Annotated in this window: 2 protein-coding genes and 2 pseudogenes; 1 reads left to right on the top strand and 3 read right to left on the bottom strand. The window is 72.7% G+C overall.

Annotation, left to right across the window (positions count from 1 at the left end):
* Positions 1 to 365, top strand: a pseudogene (locus A5673_RS28250) (molybdate ABC transporter permease subunit); the annotation flags it as partial.
* Positions 366 to 376: 11 nt separating this feature from the next.
* Here the strand turns inward: A5673_RS28250 and A5673_RS30580 are convergent.
* The 3 genes and pseudogenes from A5673_RS30580 to A5673_RS08385 all read right to left on the bottom strand — a co-directional run.
* Positions 377 to 508, bottom strand: a pseudogene (locus tag A5673_RS30580) (APA family fibronectin-binding glycoprotein); the annotation flags it as partial.
* Between the two features lie 97 nt (positions 509 to 605).
* Positions 606 to 1715, bottom strand: a complete 1110-nt coding sequence (locus A5673_RS08390; RefSeq protein WP_068229766.1) for a sulfate/molybdate ABC transporter ATP-binding protein — start codon at positions 1713 to 1715, stop codon at positions 606 to 608.
* Between the two features lie 5 nt (positions 1716 to 1720).
* On the bottom strand, positions 1721 to 2406 hold a 686-nt coding region (locus A5673_RS08385; RefSeq protein ID WP_068229763.1), incomplete at its 5' end, for an ABC transporter permease.

Genomic DNA, 2406 nt, shown 5'->3' with positions numbered 1-2406 from the left:
ACTTTTGGTCGCTGATCACCAGCACGTCATCCGGGACGGCGCTGTTGCTGAGCCTCAAGACCGCCGCCGCCAGCACCGCCCTGTGCGTGCTGCTGGGGGTGCCGCTGGCCCTGGTGCTGGCCCGCAGCACCGCGCGGCCGGTGCGGCTGCTGCGACCGCTGATCCTGCTGCCGCTGGTGCTCCCGCCGGTGGTGGGCGGCATCGCATTGCTCTACGCATTCGGCCGGCTCGGCCTGATCGGGCACTACCTGGAGGCCGCCGGCATCAGCATCGCCTTCAGCACCACCGCGGTGGTGCTGGCGCAGACCTTCGTCTCGCTGCCGTTTCTGGTGATCTCGCTCGAGGGGGCCGCCGTCGTGCTCGGCGGGACCGGGGTAGGGGTCTCGGGATCGGCGCTACAGGTCGCCGGCAATGCGATGGCGACCGCGCTGGCGCTGGCCACCGTGGCGATCGCCAGCGTCGCCCAGAATCCTTTGCGACGTGTCGAGTTCGCGTCCACCTGCTCCATGGCGACGAACCTACCGTGTTACCGCTGTGACGCAAGGGTGCCTTGCGGCGGTTTTGCCGATGTTGCCGATGTGCAACCTTGCGGGCGTCCGCGCAGGTCACCGGGTCTCGGCGGGCGGCGCCGGATACAGCGTCACCTCGTGTGCCTTAACGGAGAACCACACCCGCTCCCCCGGCGTGAGCCGCAACTCCGTCGCGGCGTCCGCGGTGATCTCGGCGGCCAGCCCCGGCGCGCCGTCCGGCTGTTCGCGGCCCCGCACCAGGACCGCGGATCCGCGGACATCGAGCTCGGCCACCGTCACCTCGACCGTGTTGCGGGGGCTGCCGTGCGGGCGATCCCGATACACGGCCACCGCCGCGGGCGGGAACACCGCGACCGCGACGCCGACGCCGGCGTCCGGCTGCTGCGCCGGGGTCGCATGCCAGTGGGCGCCAGAGCGATCGCGCAAGGAGCCGTCGGGCCCCACGGTGCCGGTGACGATGTTGATGCCGGCGATGCGCGCGCCGAAATGGCTGCGCGGCGCGGTGAGAACGTCAGCCACGGGGCCGAATTCGGCGATCTTGCCGGATTCGAGGACAAGCACGCGATCGGCCAGCGTGAACACGTCGAGCAGCTCGTGGGTGACCAGCACGACCGCGCAGCCGGTTCGGGTGACCACGGTGCGCAACACCGCGCGGATGCCCGCGGCGGCCGCGACGTCGAGCCCGGACAGCGGCTCGTCGAGCAGCAGCACGTCGGGTTCGGCGGCCAGGGCGCGGGCGATCGCCACCCGCTGGGCCTGGCCCCCGGAAAGCTGCCGCGGTTTTCGGTCCGCGAAGCCCTCGGCGTGCACCTCGCGCAGCCAGCGCAGCGCGGTCGCCCGCTCGGTGCGGCGAGTGGACCCGAAGAATGGGCGGCGGCTGCGCGGCCCGAACGCGACGTTGGCCGCGACGCTCAGGTGCGGGAACAGCAGCGGGTCCTGCAGCAGCAACCCGACCCGGCGATCGTGCGTCGCCACGTTCACCCCGGCCGCGGTGTCGGTGAGCACCCGATCCCCCAACCGCACGACCCCCACGTCGGGGCGAACGAGGCCGGCGATCACGTGCAGGGCGGTGGACTTGCCGGCGCCGTTGGGCCCCAGGACCGCCAGCACCTCGCCGGCGGACACCGAAAACTCCACATCCAGGCCGCGCTCGGCGACGACGGCGCGCAGCTGCAGCCGGCTCACCGCGGCTACCTCGTGTCCGTCCCGGTCAGCCGGCGCGCACCCAGCCCCAGCACGACCAGCGCCGCGACGGCCACCAGCAGGATCGACAGGGCTACCGCGGCGTTCGCGTCGGTGACCCGCTGCAGGTAGATCTCCAGCGGCAGCGTTCGGGTGACGCCCTGCCGGGAACCGGCGAACGTCAGCGTCGCACCGAACTCCCCGAGCGAGCGGGCGAACGCCAGCACCGCTCCCGACGTCATGCCCGGCAGCAGCAGCGGCAGGGTCACCCGCCACCAGACCGCGCTGGGTCGGGCGCCCAGCGTCGCGGCGACCACCTCGTAGTCGGCGCCCGCGGTGCGCGCGGCCCCCTCGAGCGAGATCACCAGAAACGGCAGCGAGACGAAGGTCTGCGCCAGCACCACCGCGGTGGTGCTGAAGGCGATGCTGATGCCGGCGGCCTCCAGGTAGTGCCCGATCAGGCCGAGCCGGCCGAATGCGTAGAGCAATGCGATGCCGCCCACCACCGGCGGGAGCACCAGCGGCAGCAGGATCAGCGGTCGCAGCAGCCGCACCGGCCGCGCGGTGCTGCGGGCCAGCACCAGGGCCAGCGGCACCCCCAGCAGCACGCACAGGGCGGTGCTGGCGGCGGCGGTCTTGAGGCTCAGCAACAGCGCCGTCCCGGATGACGTGCTGGTGATCAGCGACCAAAAGT

It is taken from the genome of Mycobacterium sp. E3198, assembly GCF_001667015.1.
Classification (GTDB): Bacteria; Actinomycetota; Actinomycetes; order Mycobacteriales; family Mycobacteriaceae; genus Mycobacterium.
This window is presented reverse-complemented; position numbering and strand designations above follow the sequence as displayed.